Annotated in this window: 20 protein-coding genes and 1 pseudogene; 9 read left to right on the plus strand and 12 right to left on the minus strand. The window is 73.5% G+C overall.

Annotation, left to right across the window (positions count from 1 at the left end):
- Nucleotides 1-70 precede the first annotated feature (70 nt).
- From ACQEVU_RS29105 to pqqB, 5 genes are read left to right on the plus strand one after another with little or no spacing between them, the layout of a single operon-like run.
- Nucleotides 71-1,084, plus strand: a complete 1,014-nt coding sequence (locus ACQEVU_RS29105; RefSeq protein WP_433329020.1) for a DMT family transporter — start codon at nt 71-73, stop codon at nt 1,082-1,084.
- Nucleotides 1,065-1,229, plus strand: a complete 165-nt coding sequence (locus ACQEVU_RS29110) for a hypothetical protein (RefSeq protein ID WP_433329022.1) — start codon at nt 1,065-1,067, stop codon at nt 1,227-1,229. Before ACQEVU_RS29105 ends, ACQEVU_RS29110 begins: the two co-directional genes overlap by 20 nt.
- A complete protein-coding gene (pqqC, locus tag ACQEVU_RS29115) occupies nt 1,211-1,906 on the plus strand; it encodes a pyrroloquinoline-quinone synthase PqqC (protein ID WP_433329024.1) in 696 nt (231 codons plus the stop codon). Before ACQEVU_RS29110 ends, pqqC begins: the two co-directional genes overlap by 19 nt.
- Nucleotides 1,903-3,291: a pyrroloquinoline quinone biosynthesis protein PqqE gene (pqqE, locus tag ACQEVU_RS29120; protein WP_433329026.1), complete on the plus strand. Its 1,389-nt coding sequence runs from the start codon at nt 1,903-1,905 to the stop codon at nt 3,289-3,291. The genes pqqC and pqqE overlap by 4 nt, the downstream gene beginning before the upstream one ends.
- Nucleotides 3,288-4,148, plus strand: coding sequence for a pyrroloquinoline quinone biosynthesis protein PqqB (gene pqqB, locus ACQEVU_RS29125; RefSeq protein ID WP_433329028.1), 861 nt, complete (start codon nt 3,288-3,290; stop codon nt 4,146-4,148). The genes pqqE and pqqB overlap by 4 nt, the downstream gene beginning before the upstream one ends.
- A gap of 1 nt (nt 4,149) precedes the next feature.
- Here the strand turns inward: pqqB and ACQEVU_RS29130 are convergent, their stop codons facing one another.
- Both ACQEVU_RS29130 and ACQEVU_RS29135 read right to left on the minus strand, forming a co-directional pair.
- Nucleotides 4,150-4,905 (minus strand): aminoglycoside phosphotransferase family protein, encoded by a 756-nt coding sequence (locus ACQEVU_RS29130; protein ID WP_433329030.1) that lies wholly within the window; start codon nt 4,903-4,905, stop codon nt 4,150-4,152.
- A 27-nt stretch (nt 4,906-4,932) separates the two neighbouring features.
- Nucleotides 4,933-5,577 carry a DUF1345 domain-containing protein gene (locus tag ACQEVU_RS29135; protein WP_433329032.1) on the minus strand — a complete coding sequence of 215 codons (645 nt, stop codon included), beginning with the start codon at nt 5,575-5,577 and terminating at the stop codon, nt 4,933-4,935.
- 107 nt (nt 5,578-5,684) lie between these two features.
- Here ACQEVU_RS29135 and ACQEVU_RS29140 point away from each other — a divergent pair, with 107 nt between their 5' ends.
- Nucleotides 5,685-6,284 carry an aldo/keto reductase gene (locus tag ACQEVU_RS29140; RefSeq protein ID WP_433329034.1) on the plus strand — a complete coding sequence of 200 codons (600 nt, stop codon included), beginning with the start codon at nt 5,685-5,687 and terminating at the stop codon, nt 6,282-6,284.
- A 6-nt stretch (nt 6,285-6,290) separates the two neighbouring features.
- On the opposite strand, the gene ACQEVU_RS29145 is transcribed toward ACQEVU_RS29140, so the two are convergent.
- Both ACQEVU_RS29145 and ACQEVU_RS29150 read right to left on the minus strand, forming a co-directional pair.
- The gene (locus ACQEVU_RS29145; RefSeq protein ID WP_433329036.1) at nt 6,291-7,346 is read right to left on the minus strand and encodes a helix-turn-helix transcriptional regulator; all 1,056 of its coding nucleotides are present in this window, start codon (nt 7,344-7,346) and stop codon (nt 6,291-6,293) included.
- Nucleotides 7,343-9,079, minus strand: coding sequence for an AAA family ATPase (locus ACQEVU_RS29150; RefSeq protein WP_433329038.1), 1,737 nt, complete (start codon nt 9,077-9,079; stop codon nt 7,343-7,345). Before ACQEVU_RS29150 ends, ACQEVU_RS29145 begins: the two co-directional genes overlap by 4 nt.
- A 123-nt stretch (nt 9,080-9,202) precedes the next feature.
- On the opposite strand from ACQEVU_RS29150, the gene ACQEVU_RS29155 reads away from it, so the two are divergent.
- On the plus strand, nt 9,203-11,947 hold the full coding sequence (locus tag ACQEVU_RS29155; protein WP_433329040.1) for an ATP-binding protein: 2,745 nt from the start codon (nt 9,203-9,205) through the stop codon (nt 11,945-11,947).
- Here the strand turns inward: ACQEVU_RS29155 and ACQEVU_RS29160 are convergent.
- The 3 genes from ACQEVU_RS29160 to ACQEVU_RS29170 form a co-directional block, all read right to left on the minus strand.
- A complete protein-coding gene (locus ACQEVU_RS29160; RefSeq protein ID WP_433329042.1) occupies nt 11,934-12,722 on the minus strand; it encodes an SDR family NAD(P)-dependent oxidoreductase in 789 nt (262 codons plus the stop codon). The two genes, ACQEVU_RS29155 and ACQEVU_RS29160, sit on opposite strands and share 14 nt — an antisense overlap.
- 19 nt (nt 12,723-12,741) lie before the next feature.
- On the minus strand, nt 12,742-13,560 hold the full coding sequence (locus tag ACQEVU_RS29165; RefSeq protein WP_433329044.1) for an alpha/beta hydrolase: 819 nt from the start codon (nt 13,558-13,560) through the stop codon (nt 12,742-12,744).
- Nucleotides 13,561-13,780: 220 nt separating this feature from the next.
- On the minus strand, nt 13,781-14,833 hold the full coding sequence (locus ACQEVU_RS29170; protein ID WP_433329046.1) for a LysM peptidoglycan-binding domain-containing protein: 1,053 nt from the start codon (nt 14,831-14,833) through the stop codon (nt 13,781-13,783).
- Nucleotides 14,834-14,969: 136 nt separating this feature from the next.
- Between ACQEVU_RS29170 and ACQEVU_RS29175 the strand changes: the two genes are divergently transcribed.
- Nucleotides 14,970-15,245 carry a hypothetical protein gene (locus ACQEVU_RS29175; RefSeq protein WP_433329048.1) on the plus strand — a complete coding sequence of 92 codons (276 nt, stop codon included), beginning with the start codon at nt 14,970-14,972 and terminating at the stop codon, nt 15,243-15,245.
- An 827-nt stretch (nt 15,246-16,072) separates the two neighbouring features.
- Here the strand turns inward: ACQEVU_RS29175 and ACQEVU_RS29180 are convergent.
- The 3 genes and pseudogenes from ACQEVU_RS29180 to ACQEVU_RS29190 all read right to left on the minus strand — a co-directional run bounded on the left by ACQEVU_RS29180 (nt 16,073) and on the right by ACQEVU_RS29190 (nt 18,196).
- A complete protein-coding gene (locus tag ACQEVU_RS29180; RefSeq protein WP_433329050.1) occupies nt 16,073-16,624 on the minus strand; it encodes a hypothetical protein in 552 nt (183 codons plus the stop codon).
- Nucleotides 16,625-16,713: 89 nt separating this feature from the next.
- Nucleotides 16,714-17,990, minus strand: a pseudogene (locus tag ACQEVU_RS29185) (tyrosine-type recombinase/integrase).
- Nucleotides 17,990-18,196, minus strand: a complete 207-nt coding sequence (locus ACQEVU_RS29190) for an excisionase family DNA-binding protein (protein ID WP_433329052.1) — start codon at nt 18,194-18,196, stop codon at nt 17,990-17,992. Before ACQEVU_RS29190 ends, ACQEVU_RS29185 begins: the two are co-directional and overlap by 1 nt.
- A 128-nt stretch (nt 18,197-18,324) precedes the next feature.
- On the opposite strand from ACQEVU_RS29190, the gene ACQEVU_RS29195 reads away from it, so the two are divergent.
- Entirely contained in the window at nt 18,325-18,999 is a 675-nt protein-coding gene (locus ACQEVU_RS29195; protein ID WP_433335124.1) for an IS6 family transposase, read from the plus strand.
- 92 nt (nt 19,000-19,091) lie between these two features.
- On the opposite strand, the gene ACQEVU_RS29200 is transcribed toward ACQEVU_RS29195, so the two are convergent.
- Both ACQEVU_RS29200 and ACQEVU_RS29205 read right to left on the minus strand, forming a co-directional pair.
- Nucleotides 19,092-22,655, minus strand: coding sequence for a hypothetical protein (locus tag ACQEVU_RS29200; RefSeq protein ID WP_433329054.1), 3,564 nt, complete (start codon nt 22,653-22,655; stop codon nt 19,092-19,094).
- A gap of 156 nt (nt 22,656-22,811) precedes the next feature.
- Nucleotides 22,812-23,297 (minus strand): chromosome partitioning protein, encoded by a 486-nt coding sequence (locus ACQEVU_RS29205; RefSeq protein ID WP_433329056.1) that lies wholly within the window; start codon nt 23,295-23,297, stop codon nt 22,812-22,814.
- Between the last annotated feature and the right edge of the window lie 48 nt (nt 23,298-23,345).

The following is a 23,345-nucleotide window of genomic DNA, read 5'->3' on the forward strand; positions in this document are numbered from 1 at the left end:
GGTCTCACTACACTATGGATTCAGCGGTACGGGTCTTGTCTTCACGATAGGCCGCGTTCAGGCTCCGACCATGTCGGTACGTCGAAGTGATCTGTTGCTGCTGGCCGTGGCGGTGGTGTGGGGCAGCAGTTATCTGGCCGCCCGGACCCTCGTCCTGGTCGGCGGGGTGCTGGCCGTGCTGGCGCTGCGCTTCCTCGTCTCGGCGATCGCGCTGGCGCCCGCCATGGCCAGGCGGCGGCCCAGCCGGCCGGAGCTGCGGGTCGGGGCGCTGCTGGGCCTCACCCAGGCTTCGGTGCTGGTGCTGGAGACGTACGGGGTGTCCCTGACCAGCGCGACCAACGCCGGGGTGCTGATCAGCCTCACGATTCTGCTGACGCCGGCGCTCGAGGGCGGGGTTCGCCGGCGGTGGCTGCCGGGCCGATTTTTCGTGGCCGCGGCGGTCGCGGTGGCCGGCGTGATGCTGCTCGTCGCCGGCCCGGGCCTGCACGCGCCGACGGCCGGTGATGCCCTGATGCTCGCCGCCGCCGTCGTTCGCGCGGGCCACGTCACGCTGTCCGGGCGGCTGACGGACGGCCGGCGGTACGACACGGTGACGCTCACCTGGTTGCAGACCGCGGTCGGCGCCGTCCTGTTCACGATCGTCGCGGCGCCCGCACTGCCCTCGGCGGGACGCGCCTTCGGACCGGTGCACTGGCTCGGCGTCCTGTATCTCGCGATGGGCTGCAGCGTGTTCGCGTTCCTGGTGCAGCTGTGGGCGATCCGCCGCACATCGGCAGCGCGCGCCAGCCTGCTGCTGGGCACCGAACCGGTGTGGGCGGTGCTGATCGGGGTGGGCCTCGCGGGCGAGCACCTGGCCGCGGCCGGCGTCGCCGGCATCGCACTCGTCCTCGGCGGCACCTACTACGGCCAGCGCGTCGAGGCCGCCCATCGCGCGCGCCGGTCCCGGTCTGATCCTTCGGCCGCCGGCGGGCCCTCGGCTCGCCGGTGCATGTCCACCGCCGCCGCGGGTAGTGCGGTGGCTCGCGAGGCAGCCGCCTCGATGTACCGCGCACCCAGGAGTTCCGATGCTGCTACTCGGAGGTGAGGCCATGCCGGCCGCAACGCAACAGACCCCGCCCGCGGCGCCGGCGCGTCGGCGCTGGACGTCGCCGCGCGTCGAGTGCCTGGAGACCCGGCCCGAGATCACCGCGTACTCCGGAGCCGGCGATCCGTGGCCGACGACCCGCTGAGTCGCGAGGAGCTCGCCGCGGCGCTGCGCGGACTCTCGGCGCGCTACTGGGACAAGCACCCGTTCCACGTCCGCCTGCACGCCGGGGACTGCTCGCCGGACGAGGTCCGGGCGTGGGTGGCCAACCGCTGGTACTACCAGCGGTGCCTGTCCCAGAAGAACGCCGCCATCATCGCCGGCTGCCCGCTCCCGGAGGTACGCCGGCGCTGGGTCGAGCGCATCGCCTTCCAGGACGGCAGCGGCGACGGCGAGGGCGGGCTGGCGGACTGGCTCGTCCTCGCCGAGGCGGTGGGGCTCGACCCCGCCGAGGTTCGCGACGAGCGCCATGTGCTGCCCGGGGTCCGGTTCGCCGTCGACGGCTACGTGAACTTCTGCCGCACGAGGCCGTGGATCGAGGGCGCCGCGGCGGCGCTCACCGAGCTCTTCGCGCCGGATCTGATGGCGGAGCGGGTTCGTGCCTGGCAGCGGCACTACGACTGGATCAAGCCCCACGGCTTCGCGTACTTCGAGAACCGCATCCCCGTCGTGCGGCGCGACAGCGAGTACACCCTCTCGCTCGTGCTCGACCATTGCCGCACTCGGGAGCAGCAGGACGCGGCCGTCGCGGCGCTGTCGTTCAAGTGCGACGTGCTGCGGACGATCCTCGACGCCGTCGACTACGCAGGGCTGCGGCGGTGAGCGGGGCCGGCCTGCGCGCCGGGGTGCGGCTCGCGTACGACCGGGTGCGTGCCCGGCCGGCCCTGCTGTATCCCGAGGGTGTCCTGCTGCTCAACGACACGGCCGGGCAGGTCGTGAGCCGGTGCGACGGCGTGCACACGGCCGCTGACATCGCGGAGGATCTCGCGCGCGACTATGACGGCGTGTCCGTCGAAGAGGTCGGCGCGCTCCTCGGCGACCTGGCCGGCCGGCGGCTCGTCGCACTCGACGGCACCGGCCGCCCGGCCGGGACCGCCGGCCTCGACACCGCGGGCGATGCACCCACGCCGCCGCCCCGCGAGCCGGCGCCGCTCGGGCTGCTCGCCGAACTGACCTACCGGTGCCCGCTGCACTGCACGTACTGCTCGAATCCGGTCGAGCTGTCGGCGTACCGCGAGGAGCTCACCACCGCCGAGTGGTGCCGGGTGCTCGACGAGGCCCGCGACCTCGGCGTGCTGCAGGTGCACCTCTCCGGCGGCGAGCCGATGCTGCGCCCCGATCTGGTGGACCTCGTCGCCCACGCCCGCGCGCTCGGCCTGTACAGCAACCTCGTCACGAGCGGCATCCCGCTCTCCGAGGCCGGCCTGGCGGCGCTGGCCGGCGCGGGGCTGGACCATCTGCAGCTGTCGATCCAGGACGCCGAGCCGGCGGCGGCGGACGAAGTGGCCGGCCTGCGGGCGCACGGCCGCAAGCTGGACGCGGCCCGCCGGGCACGCGCGCACGGGCTGCCGCTCACCGTCAACGTGGTCCTGCACCGCGGCAACGTCGGCCGGCTGCTCGCGATCGCCGAGCTGGCCGCCGGCCTGGGCGCCGACCGGCTGGAGCTCGCGCACACCCAGTTCTACGGCTGGGGGCTGCGCAACCGGGCCGCGCTGATGCCGACCCCGGAGCAGGTCGCGACGGCGCAGCGGGACGCCGAGACGGCCCGGGCCTGGTACGGCGACGCGCTGGAGCTGGTGTACGTGGCGGCCGACTACCACGCCGACCGGCCGAAGCCGTGCATGTCCGGCTGGGGCGCCCGCCAGCTCGTCGTCGCGCCCAACGGCGACGCGCTGCCCTGCCTGGCCGCCGGGCAGCTACCGGACCTCGGCATCGAGAACGTCCGCTCGCGCCCGCTCGGCGAGATCTGGTACTCGTCGGCGTCCTTCAACCGGTTCCGCGGTACCGGCTGGATGCCCGACCCGTGCCGCTCGTGCGCGCTGCGCGAGGTCGACTTCGGCGGCTGCCGCTGCCAGGCGTACCAGATCACCGGCGATCCGGCGGCGACCGATCCCGCCTGCAGCCTGTCTGCGCACCACGAGCGGCTGACGCGGGTCGCGGCGGCGGCCGGCACCGCGGCGGCGCCGGTGCCCCGGCGGATGGCGTGAGGGTCCGGCTGCTCGGCACCGCCGCGGGCGGCGGCCTGCCGCAGTGGAACTGCGCCTGCGACGGCTGCGCCCGCGCCCGCGCCGCCGGCGTGAACCGCACCCAGGACTGCGTGGCGGTCAGCGGCGACGGCCGGGCCTGGTTCCTGCTCAACGCCTCCCCCGACCTGCGCACGCAGCTCGCCGCCGCGCCCGAGCTGGCGCCGGGCCCGGGCCGGCGGGACACGCCGCTGCGGGGCGTGCTGCTGTCGACGGCCGAGCTCGACCACACCCTGGGGCTGCTGACGCTGCGCGAGGCGAGCGCGCTGACGCTGTACGGCAGCAGCTGCGTGCTCGACGCGCTGGCCGGGCCCTTCCCGGTGCGGCCGCTCCTGGCCCGTTACACCACCCTGCACTGCGCGGCCGTCGGGGGCGGCGAGATCGACCTGGACGGCGGCCTGCGGGCGCGCGCGCTGACCGTCGGTTCGAAGCGGCCGCGGTACGCCGAGGGCCTCCCCGGCGACGACTGGGTGCTGGCATACCGCGTGCACGACCCGCACACCGGCGGCGTCCTCGTCTACGCGCCCTGCCTGCCGGCGTGGTCCTCGGCGTTCGAGGAGCTGACCGCGGACGCGGGCTGCGTCGTGCTCGACGGCACGTTCCTGCACGACGACGAGCTGCGCCGCTCGACCGGCGGGGGCGGCACCGCGACCTCGATGGGCCACCTGCCGATCGAGGTCTCCGAGCCGCTCCTGCCGCGCCGGCCCGCAACGCGGTACATGTACACCCACCTCAACAACACCAACCCGGCCGCGGTGGCGGGCACCACCCCCCGATCGGCCGCCGAGGTGCCCGCGGACGGCGCGTCCTTCGAGCTGTAGGTCACTCGAACAGGTGCCGGTGGGCGCGGCTCCAGCGAATCCGTTCAGCTACCTCATCGAGGACGCCGGCCTCCTCCCAGGCGGCCTGTGGCTGGCGTCCCTCGGCGGCGAGCTGCCGGGCGCGCCGCCACACCTGCTGTTGCTGGCCGATGACCTCGTCGACGAGACCGGTGGTCGTCGTGAGGCCGTACGCATCGGCGAATCGCTCCAGTCTGCGCCGCCGGTCCGGGGGCGCGGGATAGCGCAACCACCCGATGCAGACGCCGTCGTCGCGGAACGGTGCCACGTACTCCAGGGCGTAGGCGACATCGTGGATGGGCCGAGCCGGCCAGGCGTAGTCCCAGTCCAGGATGCCCACCGGCTGCGTGCCCCGCCACACCAGGTTCCACGGTCCGAAGTCTCCGTGACAGACCACCTCGCCGGCATCGAGGGTGCCGGTGTACGCGGCCCACCCCGCCTCGGCCGTCGGACGGAAGCCGCGTACCGCCTCGTGGTAGTCGCGCAGCAGACGGGCCATCGCGACCAGGCCGGCGTCGTCGACGACCTTGGCCCATGCGGCACCGCCGGACTCGCCGTCGATGTAGGTGAGGACCTCGCGGCCTTCCGCATCGACGCCGAGTAGCCGGGGTGCGTACGGGAACCCGACGCTCTCCAGATGCCACAACAGCTCGTGGATGGTCGCAGACCACGGGTGCAGAGGGCGCCGCACCGTGTCGCCGATACGTTCCACCCGCCGATGCGGGTCATCCTGGAGCACCTGGTGATCCGTCACGTCAACCGCCGATCAGCGCAGGCCGGCGACGAGGTTGATGGTCGTCGCGAGGATGACTGAGCCGAAGAGGTACGACAGCAGGCCCTGCTGCAACGCGGTCACCCGGATCGGGCGGGTCTTCAGGTCGGTGTCCGAGACCTGGTACGTCATGCCGAGCGTGAAGGCCAGGTAGGCGAAGTCGGCGTACGCGGGGGGCTCCTCCTGGTTGAAGTCGACACCGCCCGGCGTTCCGGTGTAGTACAGCTCGGCGTAGCGCAAGGTGAAGACGGTGTGCAGCAGCAGCCAGGACGCGACGACGTCGGCGATGCCCAGCGACGCCGAGATGTCCGCGCCCACACCCTTGGACGCGCCGGCCGCGAGCACGTAGAGCACGCCGGCGAGGCTGGCCACGCTGGCCAGCACGGCCACGATGCTGGAGGCCCGCCGGCCGGGGTCCTCGCGGGTGGCGTGCGACGCGGTCTGCTCCGCAGACATGCGGCCGATCACGATCCAGGTGTGCCCGGCGTAGAAGAACGCCGCCAGGCTCCAACCGGCCGCGGGCGCATAGGGCCAGCCGAACACGGGCCCGATCACGCATGCGCCGGCGATCCCGACCGCGGCCGCGATGGCCGCCCGGGCCGGGGTGGGGCCGTGCGCGCTGAACATCGATCCACTCACGCAACAGAGCGTCGCACAGCAACGGCCGCCCCGCTCAGCCCGATTGCTATCCGGAGATGTCTCCACTACGTTAAATGGAGATCTCTCCGGAGAGATCGAGGAGCACTATGCGGTACATCAAGCTCGGCGCGTCGTCCATGCCCGCCTGGGAGTTCGCCAAGGCCCTGCACCTGCAGGCCCGGCACGGCTGGGCCCGGTTCATATCGATGCAGCACCACTACAACCTGCTCGCCCGCGAAGAGGAACGGGAGATGATCCCGCTCTGCCTCGACGAGGGCGTCGGCACGATCATCTGGAGCCCCCTCGCGCGCGGCCGGCTCGCCCGCGCGTGGCAGGACGCCCGGTCGACCGTGCGGTCCGAGACCGACGGGTGGTACGCCGACCTGCTGTACCCGGCCCTCACCGCCGGCAGCGACCAGGCGATCGTGGAATCGGTCGGCCGGGTCGCGCAGGCCCGCGGCGTGTCCCGGGCGCAGGTCGCGCTCGCCTGGCTGCGCAGCAAGCCGGCCGTGACCGCCCCGCTGGTCGGCGCCGGCACGACCGCCCAGATCGACGACGCCGTCGCCGCCCTCGACCTCGACCTGACATCCGGCGAGATCGCCGAGCTCGAACGCCGGTACACGCCGCGTCACGACTTCCAGGGCGTCTCCGACGAGGCCGAACTGCAGAGGATCCGCGACCGGATCCCCGGGTACGCCAACGCCTAGCGCCGGTCACTCCGGCGGCGTTCGGAGGACGCGCGGGAGTTGCCGCCGTGAGGTGATGCCGAGCTTCCGGAAGATCTTGTTGAGGTGGTACTCCACCGTCGAGCCGGTGACGAAGAGCTGCGTGGCGATCTCCGTGTTCGTGGCACCCGCCGCGGCGAGCCCGGCGACCCGGGCCTCCTGGGGCGTGAGGTCGGGGCCGGCCGGGACGGTGCGGGGACGGGCCTGCTGGCCCGAGGCCAGCAGCTCGACGCGGGCGCGTTCGGCGAACGCGGCGGCGCCCATGTCGGTGAAGGCGTCGTGCGCGAGGCGCAGCTGCCCCCGTGCCTCCGTCCGGCGCTTGCGGCGGCGCAGCCATTCGCCGTACAGCAGGTGGGTGCGGGCGAGCTCGGTGACCATCCGGCTGCCGGCGAGGTGCTCGGCCGCCTCGCGGTACAGGGCGTCCGCCCCGTCTTCCTCGCTCAGCAGTGCGCGGCTGCGCGCCAGCACCCCCAGCGCCCACGGGGTGCCGCTCGCGCTCGCCCGCTCGGCCAGCCGGTCGAGCGCGGCCCGCGCGCTCGGCCGGTCCCCGGCGCGCACGGCCGCCTCGATGAGGTTGGGCAGCATGCGATTGCCCTGGCCGACCACGTCGTCCCGGAAGCCGGGCAGCGTCCAGGCCAGCGCCTCCCGATACCGGCCGAGGCCGAGCTCCAGGATGGCCAGCGAATAGCGGGCGTGGTTGCCGACCACGGCGTAGCCTCGCCGCGCCTCCCAGACGTTGAACGCGGAGTCGGCGGCCGCGCGCGCCGGCGCCTCGTGCCCGCGCCAGGCCAGCAGCTCGATCTGCCGGCCCGCCGTGCCGTCGTCGCCGGTTCCGGTCATGCTGCCGACGTCGGCCGCCTCGGCGTAGATGGCGTCGGCCTGCGCGAAGTCGCCGGCCCACGTCGCCGCCGCGGCCAGCCCGTGCAGCGCGGCGTCGAGCGCGTGGAGGGCCCCGCGCTCGCGGGCCAGCGGCACGGCGTGGCGCAGGAGGGCCTCGTATCCCGCGTCGTCGAGCAGCTCCTCCGCCACCCAGTTGCCGATCATGGCGAAGGGATGCTGCCGTGGGCCAGGTCCCGTTCGGTGCGCAGCGCCGCCGCGGCCGCGCGCAGGTGCGGTACCGCCGGCCCGAACCCGTCGAGGATCCGGGTGGCGAAGGCGTCCAGCAGCAGGCGCGTGGTGGACGCCGGGGCCTGGCCGCGGCCGGGTGCCCGCCGCGCGGCGCGGGCCACGTCGGCGATCGTGGTGCCCGCCGTGTGCTGCCCGGACAGCATCGCGGCCGTGAGGGCCTCGAACAGCATGCCGTTGCTCAGCTCGGCGGGCAGCCCGGGATCGGTGGCGGCCTCCAGCATCATCGCCGACACCACCGTCGCCACCCCGCCGCCGAACCAGGCGAGGGTGGCCCTGGTCTGCTGGGCGGCCGCGCGCATCGTGGGCGTGTGCAGCGCTGGCTCCGCCTGCTCGAGGCGCAGGCCGGCCGCGACCGGGTCACCGGCGGCGAGGTGCGCCCGGGCGGCGCCGAGCAGGCGCCCGGCCCGCCGCCGCGGATCCGGGGTCAGGTCCGCCGCACGGGACAGGAACATCGCCAGCGTCGCGTACCCGCCGCGGGTGCGGGCCCGCAGCGAGGCCCGATCCAGTTCGGCGGCGACGTCCTCGTCCAGCCCGGCGGTGGCCTCGGCCAGGTGCCAGGCCCGGCGGTCCGGGTCGGCGTCGCGGTCGATCGCCTCGGCCAGCGCGGCGTGCACCCGGCGCCGCTCGGCCGCGGGGGCCGCGGAGTAGACGGCCGAGCGGATCAGCGGGTGGCGGAAGGTGCACGCCGGCGCTGCCATGAGGATGCCCTCGGCGACCGCCGGGTCGAGCGCTTCCGCCGGCAGGCCCAGCATTGCTGCGGTACGCCAGATCACTGCGACGTCGTCCGGTGGCGCCACCGCGGCAATGAGCAGCAGCGACCGCGTGGCGGCCGGCATCGTGCGGACGTGGCGCAGGAAGTGCGCCTCCATGCGGTGGCTCAGCGGCAGCCGGTCGGGCAGCGAGGCCCCGCCCGCCAGCTGGTCCGCGGACAGCTCCGCGGTCAGCTCGATCAGCGCGAGCGGGTTGCCCCGCGTCTCGGCGACCATCCGGCCGGCGACGAACGGCGCAACCCGGCCGGCGGCGGCCAGCGCCAGCAGGTCGCGCGCGGCCCCGTCCGGAAGGCCGGCGACGGGCAGCGTCGGCAGGCCGTCCAGCGCCCGCGCCAGGGCCGGCTCGTCGCGCGTGGCGATAAGCAGGCCGAGGCTGTCCGCGTGCAGCCGCCGGGCCGCGAAGGCCAGGGCGGCCACGGTCTCCGGGTCCAGCCACTGGGCGTCGTCGACGAGACAGACCAGCGGCAGGCTCCGGGCGACATCCGCCAGCAGGGTCAGGACGGCCAGGCCGACCAGGAAGCGGTCCGCGGTCACGCCCTCGGCGAGGCCGAACGCCCCGGCCAGCGCGTCGCGCTGGGGGCCGGGCAGCTGATCGATCCGGTCCGTGAACGGCCGCAGCAGCCGGTGCAGGGCGGCGTAGGCCAGCCGGTGCTCCGGCTCCACCCCGGCCACCCGGGCGACCTGCAGGTCCGCGGCGGCGCCGGTGGCGTACTGCAGCAGCCGGGTCTTGCCGATCCCGGCCTCGCCGACGAGCACGAGCGCGGCGCTCAGGCCCGTGCGGACGGTGGTCGTGAACTCCTCGATGGCCTGGCATTCGTCGTGTCGGCCGTGCAGCGGCAGTTGCCGGGTATCGGCCGGCACCGAAGACCGTGCGATCACGGTCCGTAGCGTAGGACGGCGCGACGGGCGGCCTCCATACGTCACGTGACGGGTCCGGGCCTGGCGCCGGCCGGGTGGGTTGGGCAGGATGATCCCGGTTGCCGCAGCGGGGAACGGATGGCGATGACGGTCGACGGTACCGGCACGACGCTCTTCGGGCGTGAGCACGAGCTGCGTCGCCTGGCCGCCCTCGTGGAATCGGGCCGCCATCGCGGGGGCGCGCTCGTGGTGCGCGGGGAGGCCGGCATCGGCAAGTCGTCGCTCCTGCGTCAGGCCCGCCGGGACGCGGTGGGCCACGGGCTGCTCGTGCTGGCCGCCACCGGGACGGAGGCGGAGGCGCAGCTGCCGTTCGCCGCCCTGCACCAGCTCCTGCGGCCCGTCCTCGGCCGGGCCGAGGACCTGCCCGGCCCGCAGCGCGCGGCGCTGCTGGCGGCCTTCGGGATGGAGCAGGACGCCGCGCCGGATCTGTTCCTCATCGCGCTGGCGGTGCTGAACCTGCTGTCGGAGGCGGCCGCCGCAACCGGCGCGCTGCTGCTCGTCGAGGACGCGCACTGGCTGGACGCGCCCAGCGCCGGCGCGCTGGCGTTCGTCGCCCGCCGGCTGGACTCCGACCCGATCGTGCTGCTGGCGGCGGCGCGGGACGGCTACGCCGACGGGCTCGGCGACCTCGAGCAGCTGCGCGTGGAGCGCCTGGACGAGGCCGCGGCGGACGCCCTGCTCGACGTCCGCGCGCCGGGCCTCGACGCCGCGGTGCGCCGGCGCCTGCTCGCCGAGGCGGCCGGCAACCCGCTTGCCCTCGTCGAGCTGCCGATCGCGGCACGGCGGCCCGGCCCCGACCCGCTGGAGCCGCAGTGGCGGCCCCTGACCGCGCGCCTGGAGGAGGCGTTCGCGGCGCGGGTGTCACGGCTGCCGGAGCCCGCCCAGGCCCTGCTGCTGGTCGCGGCGGTCAACGACGGCGACGCGCTGGCCGAGGTCCTCGACGCCGCCGGCGGTGCCGGCGCCGCGGTGACGGTCGACGACCTGACTCCGGCCGTCGCCGCCCAGCTCGTCGACTTGGGCCGGGCCACGATCCGCTTCCGGCACCCGCTGATGCGCTCGGCGATCCGGCAGCGGGCACCGCTGGCGCAGCGCCTCGCCGCCCACGCCGCGCTGGCGGGTGTCGTGCGCGGGCAGGCCGATCGCCGGGTGTGGCACCGTGCCGGCGCCTGTGTCGGGCCCGACGACGACGTCGCCGACGAGCTCGAGGCGGCGGCCCGGCACGCGCGGAGCCGCGGCGCCATGGTCACCGTGCTCGCCGCTTTGCAGCGGTCCGGGCAGCTCACCGTCGACCCGGAGCGCTCGGCCGACCGGCTGCTGCGGGCCGCCGGGCTCGCCGTCGAGCTCGGCCGCCACGACGTCGTCGGCGGGCTGCTGCGGGAGGCGGAGGGCCGGGGGCTGTCGTTCACGCAGCAGGCCCAGCGGCTGTGGATCGAGTCGAGCTTCGGCGACGGGCTGCGCGACCCGAAGACCGCGCCATCCGCGCTGGCCGAGGTCGCCGAGCGGGTCGCCTCCGAGGGCGAGCGCGTCCCGCTGGCCATGCGGCTGCTCAACAGCGCGGCGCTGCGCTGCTTCTGGGCCGAGGCCGACGAAACGGCCGGGCGCCGGGTCGTCGCCGTGGCCGAGTCGCTGCCCACCGCCGCGGACGACCCCGACCGGCTCGCCATCCTCGCGTTCGCGGCGCCGGTCGGACGGGGCTCGGCCGTCATCGACGGGCTGCGCGGCGTCTCCGCCCGCGCGGGCGCGGACGCGCAGACCCTGCGCCTGCTCGGCAGCGCGGCGGTCATCATCGGCGCCTTCGACCAGGCCGAGGCGTACTGCGCGGCGTCGATCCCCGGCCTGCGGGCCCAGGCCCGGCTCGGCTCGCTGACCCGGGCGCTGGCCGCGCTGGCGTGGTGCGCGGCCCACCAGGGCGACCTGAACGCGGGCATCCCCGCCGCCGAGGAGGCCGCCCGGCTCGCCCTGGAGACGTCGCAGCCGCTGTTCTTCGGCATCGCCCGGGCGGCCGCCGCCGTGATGGCCGCACTCGGCGGCCACCCGGACCGGGCGGCGGCGCTGGCGGCCGAGGCGGAACAGCGCGGCGTCGCCGCCGGCGTCCGGCCGGTGCTGGCCACCGCCCAGCTGTCCCGGGGGCGCAGCGCGCTCGCGGAGGGCCGCTACGCCGACGCGTACGGCGAGCTGCGCCGGATGCACGACCCGGCCGACCCGTCGTTCCACGTCGCGATGCGCTGCTTCGCCCTGACGGACCTGGTGGAGGCGGCCTCGCACAGCGGCCGGCGCGACGAGGTCGCCGAGGTGGTGTCCGAGCTGGAGGCGGAGGGCCGCCGGACGTCGTCGCCGGCCCTGCACGCCGGGCTGCGCTACGCGCGGGCGGTGCTGGCCGACGACACCGGGGCGGAGGCGCTCTTCCGCGCGGCGCTCAACGCCGAGACCAGCCGGTGGCCGTTCTCGCGGGCCAGGACCCAGCTCGCGTACGGCCAGTGGCTGCGCCGGCAGCGCCGCCCCGTCGAGTCGCGGGCACCGCTGCGGGCGGCCCGTAACACCTTCGACGCGCTCGGCACCGCGCCGTGGGCGGACCGGGCGCGGCAGGAGCTGCGCGCCGCCGGCGAGGCCAGCCGGGTGCGGCCCACCACCGGGCGCGACGAGCTCACCCCGCAGGAGCTGCAGATCGCCCAGCTGGCGGCCCAGGGCCTGACCAACCGGGAGATCGGTCAGGCCCTGTACCTCTCACACCGCACCGTCAGCACCCACCTGCACAACATCTTCCCGAAGCTGGGGATCACGGCGCGGTCGCAGCTGCACACGATCGTCGGCGACCTCACAGGCTGGTGACGAGGCCCCCGTCCACGGCCAGGTTGGCGCCGGTGACGTTGGCGGCCAGGCCGGAGGCGAGGTACAGCACGAGGCCGGCGACCTCCTCCGGCTCGGTGAACCGACCGGTGACGGACTCGTGCGCCGCCCGGTCGGCGATCGCGGCGGGGTCGCCGCCGCCGACGCGGGCCAGGGTCTCGGCGACGCCGCCGGCGCCGAGCCACAGGTCGGTGCTGACCGGGCCGGGGCTGATCGTGTTGACCCGGACCCCCTTGGGGCCGGCCTCCTTCGACAGCGCCTTCGAGAAGTTGACCAGCGCTGCCTTGGCCGCGCTGTAGTCGATGACGAGCGGGTCGGGCAGTGCCGCGTTGACCGACGCGATCGTCACGATGGCCGCGGTACCGGCGGCGTAAAGATGCGGCAGGGCCGCCCGGACGGCGCGGACGTGCGCGAGGAAGTTGACGTTCAGCGTGGCGATCCACTCCTCGTCCGGCACGGCCAGGAAGCCGGCCGGGCGCGGACGGACGGCGCCGACGTTGTTGACGAGCAGGTCGATGCGGCCGAACGTGGCCATGGCGGTTTCCACGAGCCGGCCCGGCCCGTCGGCGGTGGACAGGTCGACGGCGACGGGCCGCACGGCGCCGTCGCCGGCGAGCTCGGCCAGCTCGCCGGTGAGGGTCCGGGCGCCGGCCACCACGCGCACGCCTTCGGCGGCCAGGGCCCGGACGACGGCGAGGCCGATGCCCCGGCTCGCGCCGGTCACGACCGCGACCTTGCCGGTCAGGTGCAGTTCCATGGTGACCTCCGGATAGGGATCAGGACGCCGGCCGCGCGATCGCGGTGGCGTGCGCGCCCAGCCAGGACAGCGCGGCGTCGGCCACGTCGCGCCAGCCGTGGTCGATGGTCAGGGAGTGCGCCCGGTCCGGGAAGTCCATGATCTCGGTGACCGCGCTGGAGTGGCGGTACTGCTTCAGCGTGGCCCGGGTGACCGCCTCGGGGACGGTGTGGTCGCGGCCGCCCATCATGAGCAGCAGCGGCCCGCGCATCTCGTTGGCGGTGTTCACCGCGGCCGGCGAGTGCGGGTCGAAGTTCGCCGCGGCCGCCTCGAACAGCGGCTTGCCGGGCGCGGGGATCGTCCAGCGCTCGAACAGCTCGTCGGACTCCTCCGGCGAGATGGCGTTGCCGAAGGCGTACCGGAACTGCTCGGCCGTCAGCGAGACGGACCGGTGCCGGTTGGCGGGATTCTTGAACACCGGCAGCGTGGCCCGCAGCGCCGACAGCGGCAGCGGCAGCACGCCCTTGATCTGCGCGGCGTCGATCGCCACCGCGGCGGCGGCGAGGTCCTGCCCGAGCAGCTTCTGGGCGATCATGCCGCCGAACGAGTGCCCCACCAGGATCGGCTTCTCGTCCAGCCCCTCGATGATCTTCGCGTAGTGCGCGACGACGTCGTCGATGCCGTGATCGGCGATGCTCTCCGGGTTGGCGCGCGCCTCGGCGACGGTGTCCGGGTCGCCCGGCCAGCCGGGCGCCGAGGCCGCATAGCCGGCCTGCTCGAACAGGTCGATCCACGGGCCCCACGACGTGGCGTGCAGCCAGAGTCCGTGGATAAAGATGACGGGCGGGTGCGTGGTCACGGTCGGGCCTCCTTGATCGGGCCGGGCGCCGTGTCGCGCCGCCGGCCGGACACAGGGCATCACACCGGCCGGGCCGTTCGAACCCTGGAAACACCCCAGTCCCGGCGCCCCTGGGGTGAGCAGCCCTACGGTGGTGCGGTGACCGACTGGTTCTGGGCGGGTACTGGACCAGTGTCGGGGAGGCGCTCGGCGAAGCGTCGGAGTGACCGGCCCGCCCGGCTCAGCGCGCCTTGGGAAGATCTGCGGCCGCCACCGACCAGCTGGCCCGCGGTACGTCGCCGACGACGACGGCGACCACGTCCCGCCCGGTGCGCTCGGCGAGGCTGCGGGCGTCGACCAGCTGCCCGGGCGGCAGCTCGCCGCTGATCACCACACCCGGGCCGCCGACCCCGCCGGCGGCCGGGAAGCCGTCCAGCACCCGCGCCCCGGCCGGCGCGTCGGCGCCGAGCGCACCGTCCACGACGGCGACGCCACGCCCGGCCGCGTCCAGCTGGGCCGCGAGGCCGGCCGCGTACCGGCGGCGGGCGTCCGGCGCCCCCGACACGGCGAGCAGGTCGGGCACCCGGGCGAGGTCGGCCCACAGCAGCCAGCCGTCCCGCTCCCCGAGCACCACGGGCAGCGCCCCGTCCAGTGGCGGCTCGTGCGCCGCCCGCCACCCGAACGCGTCCCCTCCCCGGCCCGCACGGCCGCTGAGCCGCACCGCCCCCGTGTCGAGCAGCGCGACGACCTCCGCGGGATAGATCTCGGGCCCCGCCGGCGAATGTCCGGGATCGGCCGACGCCGGCACCGGGGCGGGCGCAGCGGCCAGGCGGCGGCGCGCCCACAGGGCCAGGCCGGCGCCCGCGAGCACGACGGCGATCCCGGCCGGGTACAGCACCACGGCCGCGTGAGCACGCACCGGCGCCGGACCCGGGCTCGCCGGACCCGAACTCGCCGGCATGGCGATCGGCGGGGGCTCACCGATGTGGACGCCAGGCCCGGAGGCGTCGGCGGGCAGCACCAGGATCCAGCCCGGCTCCACGTCCATGGGATCGGTCAGCCGCCCGCCGCCGGGCTGCGGGCGCCCCTCGTTGAGGGCGAAGATCTCCGGGTACCGGTTGCCGTCGCCGAGGGTCTGCGCCGCGATGCCGAAGAGGTACTCGCCCTGCCCGTCGACGGGCGGCCCGACGACGTAGTAGCGGTCGGTGCCCGTCTCGGCCCGCGCCGGCACGGCCGAGAACACCACGCCGAGCAGCGCGGCCAGGCCGAGCAGGTACCACGCCCCACGCAGCATTGCTTTCCTCCCAGTCGTCGGCCTCGACAACGACGGCGGCAAATGGTTCAGCCGTGAGCCGGTCCGGCGGGGGGCGGCACCGCCGGACGGCTGTGTGAAGTTCGCGATCGTTCGGGCCGACGCCCACGCCCAGCCCGTGCGGCTGTGGCAGGTGGCGGTGCGGGCGCTCGGCGACGGCCGACGCTTCGAGCAGATATTCGCGCTCAACCGCGACCGCGCTCAGTCCGATGGCGGGCGGCTCGCCGACATTAACACGCCGCACGCCGGCTGGGTGCCATTCCTGCCCGTCGGTCTTCGGCGGCGACGGCCCGGTCGATCAGGGTCGCCGCGCAGGCCGAGCCGGCCGCGGGTGGCCGCGATGAGCGGCACGGCGATCGCGGTCGAGGCGATGAGCTGGGCGTGCAGCGGGTAGCGCTGAGCGGCACGCAGCAGGCCACGAACTCGATCGGCGACACCCACGACGCGCCGGGCCAGCCGCCCCACTCGGTGAGGAACAGCGGGAGGTGCCAGCCCCCCAGCACGCCGAGGACGACGGTGCCGGTGACCGCCCCGAACCGGTCCTGCAGGCGCGGCTCCTCCGGGCGCTCGAGCGGGTCGCCGTGGGCGGCACCGCCATCGACCCGGACGTCGTGGCGCAACTACTGGCGCTCAGCTGGTCCAGGCGCTGTCGACGCTGCGTAGCAAGCCCCGAGGTGGCACCCCGGGGGCTTGTCCTTTTCCGTCCGTGTGCGTCCGTCCAGGTTGGTGGACATCCGAGCAACCACGGAACAACCACGACCACCAAGCAGGCCGGCACGGATGCGTAGGCGAAGATCGTGCAGCTGGGCCGGCGAGCACCGGACAGCGGCAGAAGCGGACACCCCGCTGGGGCGGCGACGGCGCGCCGGAGATCAAGGACGCGTGCGCCGTGTTCGACGCGGCCGCCATCGCCTCCGACAAAGCGGCCAAGAGCGCCTCGGCGAGCCCGCGCTAGGCGAGTCCCACCGGATCGCCGCGCACAGCTCAACCTTCGACTTCGGCGCCACGGCAGGCTCCTCACGAAGTACGCCGATCGCCTCACCGTCCCAACGCAAGGTGGGGCCAAAACCTGCCGAATCACTCTTCCCCTTTATCCATAGGTTCAGGGTTGAGTCCCTGGCGGCCCACAGTTCCCGCAGGCCAGAGCCGGTGCCCCAGGCGCCGGCTCAGCCGTTTCGAGGCCCGTACAGCAGCGAAGTACAGCAGTGGTCCTCGCCTCGCTCACAGTCGCTCAGGCTCCGACGTGGGATACCAGGACCACATCTCGTCCACGAAGTCCTGCGCTGGTACGCCAAGATCGTTCCGGGCGGCCGCATGGAAGGCCGCTCGCGTCTCTTCCACCTTGCGCAACTGCGCTGACCACGTCTCGGGGTCGACGGGCTGCTCGTGTGCTGCCCGCTCTAGCCTCAAGGCTTCCAGTGTGTACTGCCGAGCAGCACGGATGGTCTCCGTGTCGCCAAGCAGAAGTACGTCCTCCCAGGCGGCGCTACGCTCGGATTCGATTTTCGCGAGGGCCGCTTCCATGTCGCCGATCGAAAGGATTGGCGCCCGGCACTTGAGGCCATTGCTCGCCGCGAGCCACAGAGCGGCCCGAAGGGTCTGCTTCAAGAGATGCGCATACCGGGCATATGCGGCGCCGCGCTTGTCGTCCCATCGGGTGGCCTGCTGACGACGCCAGCGAGTGCGTTCTCCAGCGCTCGACACGAGATACGACCCCAGGGCGCCGAGTGCCACACCGACGAGAGTGCCAAGTTGGCCGAGGAAGGCGCTCATGGTGCCTCCGATCAACAACCGATGGGGCGTCTGGTCCGAGCGGAGTGTCCCGCCGACCCAAGCGTCGCAATGCGAGTCAATGGATGGCCCTATCCGAGGCTCGCGCCGACGCGCTTCAAGGCGTCGCGGGTCTTCTTCGAGGAAACCTGCGTGTAGATCTCCATCGTGATCGAGAACTTCGCGTGTCGGAGGATCTGCATCGCCACTCGGGGGTGAACGTCCAGGTCCGCCAGCAGTGACCCGCACGTCCGGCGAGCGTCACGAACGGTGATGCGCGGGACGCCGGCCGCGTAGCAGCGCCGGCCCAGTAACGGTTGAAGTTCCGCGGCTCTATGGGCGTCCCGAACCGGTTCGTGAACAGCAGCCGCAGCCCGTGCCACAGCTCCCCGGCCTCCGCGCTGTCCCGCTCGGTGTCGAGGTGCCGTTGCCGAAGATCCACCGCGCAGATCGGCGGCAACGGGAGGCCGGCGTCGGACAAGGGCGTCTTCGTCTCGCGGTGCAGGAGCACGGTGCCGACCCGCTGCAGTTGCCGATCAATCTGCAGGGTCACCTCGTACTCGGCGACGCACTCCACGCAGAACGCCTCACGGTGCGGCTTGCACCGCCGGTCCCAGCCGGCCCAGTCGATCGCGTCGTCGGTCAGGCCCAGCATCTCACCCTTGCGGAGCCCGAGGACCAGGACCAGGACGTACGCGGCGTACAGCGGATCGCCGTCCTCCCGCGCGGACTCCAGGAACCGGCGCGCCTCATCCGTGCTCCACGAGCTGCGCCGAGCAGGCCGCGCCGCCGGTAGCCGCAGGTGCTTGGCCACGTTGCGGGCGGCCGAGTCCTCCACCATCGCCTGGCCGAGCATCGAGCGCAGCGTCCGCCGGATGTGCCCGAGCGACGCCGGCGACAGCAAGGACCGGCAGCACCGCCCGACCGCGCAGCAGCGGCGTTTGGCCTTCGGCCGGCGAGCGTCGCGGCCCTGCGCACAGCACTGGCAGGTGCGGGCAACCTCGTTGATCCAGGTCTGCGCGTCCCGAGAGGGCAGGTTGAGCTTCTTCTTGCCCAGGCCCGGGACGATGTACAGCCGACAGGCCACCTCGAACGCGACGTACGTCCCGGGCGACAAGTTCGGCTTGACGACCTCCTCCAGCCAGTACGCCGCGTAAGAGCCGATGGTGGGCGTCTTCGTCGCCACCGGCCCGTCGTTCGCCTTGGCGTGCAGCTTGACCCACTTCTCGTGCACCTCGTCGCGGGTCTTGCCGTAGACGTACTTGCGGCCCCGCTTGCCGTCCGGCTTCGTCACCCACACGTACGCCGCGAAACCGTTGCGCTACGGGTAGATCGAGCCCTCTCCGTTGGCTCGCGCACGACTCGCCATCAGGCCGCCTCCTGCCGCTCGATCTGGTCCCGGATGTACTCGTCCACCCACTCGGGCAGAATCCGGCGGTACTTGCCGTCCTTGATCGATCGCAGTTCGCCAGTCGCGATCTTCATCTTCACCTTGGAGATTCCGAAGCCGAGCAGCAGCGCCACCTGAGCCGGCGACCGCCACTTCGGCACGAATGCGGACGGCTGATCCGTCACGCTGCGACACCTCCCCCGTTCTCGTTGGTTGCCGAAAGATCTGCCGCGGGTCCGTTGCATTGAGCGTTGTCCCGGTCAGGCAGGCTTGAACGGTGAAGGACTCGAACCGCTGGCGTCCGGCCCTGCCACTGCGGTCGGCGTTCGCCGGGTTCCGGTTCCCACCCGACGTCATCGTGGTCGCCGTCCGGCTCTACCTGCGGTACAACCTCTCCTACCGCGACGTCGAAGAACTCCTCCTCGAGCGGAGCGTCGAGGTCGACCACGTCGCCATCTTCCGCTGGGTCCAACGCTTCACCCCGCTACTCGCCGACGCGGCCCGGTTCTGCCGGCGCGCACCCGGCGACAGGTGGTTCACCGACGAGACCTACGTCAACGTCAAGGGTGTCTGGCGGTACGTGTACCGCGCCGTGGACCAGGACGGGCAGGTCATCGACGTGCTCGTCTCCGCCCACCGTGACGCCGCCGCGGCACGCCGGTTCTTCCGCCGGGCGATGGCCACGTTGCAGGTGCGACCCACCGAGGTCATCACCGACGCGGCGCCGGTGTACCCGGCGGTGCTCGATGAGCTGGTTCCCTCGGCGTTGCACCACGTCGAACGGCATGCCAACAACCGGGTCGAGGCCGACCACGGCCAGCTCAAACAGCGGCTCAGACCGATGCGCGGCCTGCCTACCGACCAGACGATCATCGCCGGACACGCGTTCATGCAGAACCTGCGCCGCGGCCACTACGAACTCGGGCTTGACGCCCCGCGCGGGCTCCGCGTTGCCGCGGCCTTCACCGAACTCGCCGCCGCAATCTGACGACCGGCCGAACTCGCTCCAAAGCGCCCTCCGATCAGCAAACGCAACAGGCCCCGACCGCCGACCACCTGACGACCGGGTCGCAGGTCGAACTATTGGTCCCGCGAGCGCTGGGCGCTGTAGACGTCGTCGGCGATGCCAGTTACGACGTGCGGATACAACTTCGCCAGCACTGGCAGCGATGTAAGCCAGAACCCTACAGCGAGCGCCTCGCCCAACAACCGACCGGCATCGGGCGGACCAACGACCTTCGCCAGGCCGACCAATGCCCGCGCCTGAAGGTCCGGGTTGGTGATGCTGCGGGCAAGCAGCTTTGCACGCTTGTGTTCTCCGCTTCGGGCCACTGCCCAGACCACGTCGGCCAGCACTTGCGCTCTTTGGTACGGGTTGGTGGAGCTGCGGGCGAGTTGCTCGGCCTGGTGGGCCAGCCGAAGGGCCAGCTCATGCTCGCCGGCTTCAGCCGCCGCCTGGGCTACACCGGCCAGCGTCCATGCCAGCTGGCCTAGGTCGGGGATGCTGCGGGCGAGTTCCTCGGCACGGTCGTGCTCGCCGGCCTCGGCCAGCGCCCGGGCCAGGTCCGCCAGCACGGACGCCCGCCGGCCCGCATCAGCGATGCTGCCGGTAAGTCGCTCGGCGCGCTCCTGATCGCCGGCGCGGGCCAGCGCCCGGGCCAGATCTTCCACCGCCGACGTCCGCCGGCCCGGATCAGCGATGCTACGGGCGAGTTCCTCGGCTTCGTTTGCCAGCTGCCGAGCTCGCTGCTGCTCACCGGCTGCGCTCATCGCCCGGACCACACCGGCCAGCGCCGCCACCCGCCGGCCCGGATCAGCGATGCTACGGGCGAGTTCCTCGGCTTCGTCTGCCAGCTGCCGAGCTCGCTGCTGCTCACCGGCTGCGCTCATCGCCCGGACCACACCGGTCAGCGCCGCCACCCGCCGGCCGGGATCAGCGATGCTACGGGCGAGTTGCTCGGCCCGAACGTGGTCGCCGGCCTCGGCCGCGGCCCGGGCCAGGTCAGCTAGCGCTGACGCCTGTTTGTCTGGGTTGGTGATGCTGCGGGCGAGTTGCTCGGCACGGCGGTGTTCGCCGGCCGCTGCGGTTGCTTGGGCCAGGGTGGCGAGCGCTTGCCCTTGCAGGTACGGCCCGTGAATGCTGCGGGCGAGTTGCTCTGGCTGGTTGGCCAACCGTCGGGCCTGCTGATGCTTGCGGGCTCGCGCCGCCGCGCGCGCCGCGCTGGCCAGCGCTTGCGCCTGCTGACCTGGGTCGGGGATGCTGCTGGCGAGCCGCACGGCTCGGTCGTCCTGCCCGGCTCTGGCCGCTTCTCGGCTCAGCTCGGCCAGCGCCCACGTCTGCTGGCCTGGATCGGCGATGCTGTGGGCGAGCCGCTCGGCCCGCTCGTGCTCACCGGCCTCGGCCGCTGCTCGGCTCAGTTGGGCCAGCGCCCACGCGTGCTGGCCTGGATCGGCGATGCTGCGGGCGAGCCGCTCGGCCCGCTCGTGGTCGCCGGCCTCGGCCTCAGTGCGGGCCAGGCCGGCCAACGACTGTGCCCGCCGGTCTGGCTCGGTGAGGTCACGAGCGGTTTGCTCAGCCTGGCCGGCCAGCCAGCGGGCCCGTTCGTGCTCGCCGGCCTCGGCCGCGGCCTGGGCGAGGCCGGCCAATGCCCGCGCCCGCCGGCCCGGGTTCGTGACGCGACGGGCGGATTGCTCAGCCTGGCCGACCAACCGTCGGGCCCGTTCATCCTCACCGATCGCGGCGGCCGCCTGGCTCAGGTCTGCCAGCGTCTGCGCTTGCGTGTCTGAGTGGGTCATGCTGTGGGCGAGTTGCTCGGCGCGCTCGTGCTCGCCGATCGTGGCCGCGGCCCGGGCCAGGTCGGCCAACACGCGCGTCTGCTGGTGTCGGTCGGCGATCCTGCGAGCGAGTTGCTCAGCCTGGCTGGCCAACCGCCGGGCGCGTTCGTGCTCGCCGGCCGTGGCCGCCGCGCCGGCCAGAGTAGCCAACGCCCGCGCCTGCAGGCCGGGGTCAGCGACGCTGCCGGCGAGTTGCTCGGCGCGTTCGTGCTCGCCAGCCTCGGCTGCCGCCTGGGCCAGGCCAGCCAATGCCCGTGCTTGTTCGTACCGGTCGTTGATACTACGCGCGAGTCGTTCTGCGCGGTCGTGCCGGCCGGCCTCGGCCGCGGCCCGGGCTACGGCGGACAGCGCCGATGCTTGCTGGGCTCGGTCGGTGATGCTGTCGGCGAGGTGCTCGGCGCGCTCGTGCTCGCCGTGCTCGGCAACCGCCCGGGCCAGGTCGGCTAGAACCCGGGCCTGCAGGTCGAGGTCAATGATGCTGCGGGCGAGGGCTTCTGCGCGGGCCGGCTGACCAAGCAGTGCCCAGGCTGCGGGCAGGTCGGTGGGGAGAGAGCTGTTGCGGTTTTCCAGCTCGTCGCGGTGGATCGAAAGGCGGACGAGGCGGCGTAGGTCTAGATCAGGACTGGCCAGCAGGAGGTTTTGGCAGCTTCGGATTTCGGCGAGGGCGGCCGCGTCGCCCCCGGTCACGTCCAGCATCCGGTGGTGGCGGAGCGGGTCGATGGCCAACATGACGAGCCGGTCGATGTCACCTGTGGACTCGAGCATGCGCGGATAGTCGCTTACGAGGTATTCCGGGGTGTGCGCCGGCCACGCCGGCCCGGCGTCGGCCGGGGCACGGTACGTGTCGGCCCAGGCGTGCAGCCGGCGGCGGTAGCCGGCCAGCCGCTCGTCGCCCAAGTAGCGGACGGCGACCTCGTGGAGGCCTTCGTGACCGAGCAGGTACACCTCCGGCCGGGTGTCGATCGCTAGGCTGCTGGGGCGGCGGGTGAAGGTCCGCCCGGTTACCGTGTGCAGGACCTCTTCGATGTCGATCAGGTCGGCTCCGGTCAGCTGTTGCAAGTCGGGACCGGTCAGGCCGCCATCGGCGGCGGTGAGCAGGCCGAGCAGGTCTTGTTCAGCCGGGCTGCCTTTGAGCAGGCGGCCGAGTTCCTCCCGTCCGAGCCGCTGCACATCCATGGCAACCGATGATTCGTCGAGCGGGCGGATAATGCCGGGATCCCGCAGCGGGTGCCAGTCAGGCACGTCGTCTGGGATCGGCGGGTTCGGCCGTCCGGCGACGATGATCCGCAGCCCGGCGGGCGGCCGGGCGGGCAACAGCGCGGCAATGCTGTGCGCGTACGAGCCGGTCGTCACGCCCCGGTCCTCGTCCAAACCGTCGACAACCAGAACCAGCCGACCATCCGCCTGCTGGCAGCGGGCAGCGGCCTGCCCGAGCAGGTCCAACATGGCCATTTCCCGGGCCGCCTCGCCCGTGCTCGTCGGCAGCTCCTGCCCCAGCAACTCGCACAGCTGCTCTGTCACGAACTGCGTGAACGCCTCGCGGGTGTCCTGAGCAGCCAAGCGCGCGGTGACGAAGAACGACACCAACCGCACCCTCCCGGCCAACTGTTCGGGCGGGTGCAGCACAAAGGTCGACATCAACGCGGACTTACCCGCCCATCGCTCGGCCTGCCACCACACGTACGGGCCACGGCCTTCCTGCAGACAGAACGCCGCGAGTTCGGCCAACTCCGTATCACGGTCCAGCAGGTGCGGCGGAGCTATCCTGGCGACCTGCTGCAGATAGGCCGACCGCACCGGCCACGCCACCCGGCGCGGGCGCCATGTTGACGATGGCGTCTCCCGCGACGTAGTTGAAGGCCGCGCCGCCCCGCGCATAGTGCTTGTCCGAACGCCCCTGGCCGGCGCGATCGAATCGGTCTTGCTGCGCCGCAGCGTCGACGACACCGGGCCCGGTGGGTGGCGCTACCGGCCCGGCCCGGGAGGGCCCGGCCGCTCCCCGCCCTTGTCGATGTGTACATCCCCGCCGACCTGACCGAACGCGACACCACCGTCCCGCGCTTCGGCGTGCGCGGCCCCGGTGAGAATCGTCGACCCGCTCCCCGCGACCACCGACACGCCCGCAGCCCGCTCGGCCGCCCGTAACTGCGCCACAAGCGCGGTCACCGCCCGCCCGAACGCGTCGTCCTTGCGCGCCGCCGCTGTCACCGCCAGCTCGACCTGCCGCCGCGTCAGGTCACTGACCTGCCCGTCGGCCTCGCCCAACTCGTCTGCCAGATCCTCAAGCACCGGATGCGGACCCAGCTTCGCCGCCACAACCTGGTGCAGCTGGTCCAACCCACCATCGATTGCCGCGTCGACCACGGCATCGAGGCGGCCCGCGGCGCGGCGGGCCTTGCCCACCGCCCATGCGATCACATAGCCAGCCACCAATCCAGCCTCGATCACCACCAGCCCACCCCTTCCGCGGTCACTCAGATTCTGCCGGACGAGGGGCGG

This window comes from Dactylosporangium sp. CA-139066 (assembly GCF_050936175.1).
Taxonomy (GTDB): Bacteria; Actinomycetota; Actinomycetes; order Mycobacteriales; family Micromonosporaceae; genus Dactylosporangium.

Bases quoted from the DNA above. Each gene is read 5' to 3' on its own strand.
- ACQEVU_RS29170 (WP_433329046.1), bottom strand. From the start codon at position 14,833: ATGCTGCGTGGGGCGTGGTACCTGCTCGGCCTGGCCGCGCTGCTCGGC.
- ACQEVU_RS29145 (WP_433329036.1), bottom strand. From the start codon at position 7,346: ATGATCGGCAACTGGGTGGCGGAGGAGCTGCTCGACGACGCGGGATAC.
- ACQEVU_RS29160 (WP_433329042.1), bottom strand. From the start codon at position 12,722: ATGGAACTGCACCTGACCGGCAAGGTCGCGGTCGTGACCGGCGCGAGC.
- ACQEVU_RS29155 (WP_433329040.1), top strand. From the start codon at position 9,203: ATGACGGTCGACGGTACCGGCACGACGCTCTTCGGGCGTGAGCACGAG.
- ACQEVU_RS29110 (WP_433329022.1), top strand. From the start codon at position 1,065: ATGCTGCTACTCGGAGGTGAGGCCATGCCGGCCGCAACGCAACAGACC.
- ACQEVU_RS29180 (WP_433329050.1), bottom strand. From the start codon at position 16,624: ATGAGCGCCTTCCTCGGCCAACTTGGCACTCTCGTCGGTGTGGCACTC.
- ACQEVU_RS29105 (WP_433329020.1), top strand. From the start codon at position 71: ATGTCGGTACGTCGAAGTGATCTGTTGCTGCTGGCCGTGGCGGTGGTG.
- ACQEVU_RS29140 (WP_433329034.1), top strand. From the start codon at position 5,685: ATGCGGTACATCAAGCTCGGCGCGTCGTCCATGCCCGCCTGGGAGTTC.